The organism is Azohydromonas sediminis (genome assembly GCF_003574675.1).
GTDB classification, from domain to species: domain Bacteria; phylum Pseudomonadota; class Gammaproteobacteria; order Burkholderiales; family Burkholderiaceae_C; genus Calidifontimicrobium; species Calidifontimicrobium sediminis.
Map to the genome: position 1 here is coordinate 1 of NZ_QOAZ01000077.1, position 2,180 is coordinate 2,180.

A 2,180-nucleotide genomic window follows, 5' to 3' on the forward strand; every position below is an offset into this window, starting at 1 on the left:
CACGCGGTGCTGTGCGCAGCCGGCTTCAACATCCGCTGGCTGCTGCGCGCGATCGCGCGCCTGGGGCTGCGCGGCCTTTTCTTGGTCCTGAACGTGCTGACGCTGTACGGCCGGCTCGCTGTGCAAGCCGCCGCCGGGGCATCTGGGCACGTCGGCAAGCTCTGGCCGCCCTCGCGCGGCGTCGCCGGCGACCATCGTCGTCGCCCGCAACTGGCGTTGACGTGAATTTTGCAGGTCCGACTACTTCAACCGCGCCGTGCTCGGCCCGAAGCTGCTGGTGGTCGACGAGATCGGCTACCTGCCCTTCGGACGCGAGGAGGCGAACCTGTTCTTCAACGTCGTGGCCAAGCGCTACGAGCGCGGCTCGATGGTGCTGACCAGCAACCTGCCGTTCACGCAGTGGGCCAGCGCCTTCGCCGACGACCAGACGCTGACCGCGGCGATGCTCGACCGGCTGCTGCACCACGCGCACATCGTGCAGATCAGCGGCGAGAGCTACCGCCTCAAGGACAAGCGCAAGGCCGGGCAGACAACCAGGAGGACCACGCCGGCAGCATGACCGGCGCCGCGCACTGCTCGCCCGCTTCGGGCTACGCCCTGCGCGTCCGAGCAGCGCGATCCATCGTGCCTGGGTGGGTCAGATTTACTTCGGCGACAACCCGGCAAAGTGGGTCAGATTTACTTCGGCGTTGACATCTCCGCCTCTAGCACACGCGGGCGCTGCGCGTCGGACGCCTCCACGCGGTCGAACTTCGGGCGCCACTTGTTGAGCGTCGCGTCACTGAAGCCGCCCGTTGCGGCAGATCTCGGGCACCCGCAATGCCGGCCTCGGCTTGCCTGCGGAGCCCGATGATCGGTTCCTTGCTGAACTCGCTCTGCCTGCCGATGTCCATCGGTCTCTTGCCGGCTGGCCAGCGGACAGCAATTCCCACTCCTTGCTCCTTAGTGCGGCCGGGAGGGAGCCGGCCACCCCAGGGAGGCCCGTCGGCAGAATTTACACTCGACTTCCGCGAGCAACGCCAGCGCCCCTGGAAAGAAGCTAACCCTTTGATTTATCGAGTCTTCTTAATGCTGGCACAGGATCTGCTCAATTGAGGGCGTATCGGGGATCGGCCGCCCGTCTGTCGGCCTCAAGGAGAGCGCGATGAGCACGTTCAAAGCAGTATTTGCGGGGGTATCCCTCGCCGTGGCCGCACTTGCACCGGCAAGTGCGGCCGTCGTTCAGGGCATTCCGGTCACCGACGCCATCATCGAGGTGGATTCGGGGTCGTTCCGGCAGGATCTCAACCTGAACACCGGGCAGCTGACTGGGTTCGGGCTCGTTTCTAGCTTCAACAACAACGCAATCCTCATCCCGGCGGGACGAGAGCTGACCTACAGCTTCAGCGGCTTCTTTCTCGACGAGCCGAACAGTTCGATCAACCGCCTGATCTTCACGGGCGGCACCGTGACGCTCTACTCGGACGGTACGCCGAACTTCAACATCAACAATGCCGCCACGGCGACGGACAGCGAGTTTCCAACGCCGTTCCTGACGCTGGCGGGGTCGTTCTTCATCGACATCGTGAACACGACCGTCGGTGGCACCTTGTCCGCGAATCTGCTCTCAGGCTTCACCGCACTCGACGTCACCGGCGGCGAAGCGGCACCGTACTTCGACACGAACGCACTTGCGGTTGTGGTCTCCCTTGGCCTGCCGCCTGTCTTGGGCATGGTCGACGTGACGGGCTCGACGAGTGTCGTCAACTACTTCCTCAACGGATCGGTGACCCCAACAGCAGCAAGCGCGTTTGCCAATTCGGTGCTGTTTGCGGCGATTGGCGCTGGCGTGGGTCCGGAGGACCCTAGCGTGAACGTGCTCGACTTCTTCAAGAAGACGATGAAGTTGACGTCGATCGAAGGCACGGGCTCCGCTGACTTCAACGTGAAGGTCATTCCGGAGCCGGGGACGCTCGCTCTGCTCGGGTTCGGTGCCTTGGCGCTCGGGCTTGCCCGTCGGCGCAAGGGCGGGACGGCTGAGTAAGCCTCCGGGCACCGTCCCGGCGTCACAGAGAGCCCTGCAGAGATGCAGGGCTCTTTTCTTTTGGCTCTGTTGAATTTCAAGTGGGTTGCGGGGCATGAGGGTTGAGCGCGCGGAAGTCGAGCTTGCCGGCGATCAGGAAGATGACGGTCCTGATCGT

The 2,180-nt window shown here is 64.1% G+C and carries 1 protein-coding gene and 2 pseudogenes; all 3 read left to right on the forward strand.

Translation table 11 applies throughout. The annotated features are described in order from the left end of the window. A pseudogene (locus tag DRV96_RS17645) lies at window positions 1-225 on the forward strand (hypothetical protein); the annotation flags it as partial. Between the two features lie 13 nt (window positions 226-238). Then, window positions 239-559, forward strand: a pseudogene (locus DRV96_RS17650) (ATP-binding protein); the annotation flags it as partial. A gap of 585 nt (window positions 560-1,144) precedes the next feature. Continuing rightward, on the forward strand, window positions 1,145-2,023 hold the full coding sequence (locus tag DRV96_RS18475) for a PEP-CTERM sorting domain-containing protein (RefSeq protein WP_210757102.1): 879 nt from the start codon (window positions 1,145-1,147) through the stop codon (window positions 2,021-2,023). Window positions 2,024-2,180: the final 157 nt, after the last annotated feature.

What these genes read in the sequence shown, in the direction of transcription:
- DRV96_RS18475 (WP_210757102.1), top strand. Translation starts at nt 1,145, where the DNA reads ATGAGCACGTTCAAAGCAGTATTTGCGGGGGTATCCCTCGCCGTGGCC.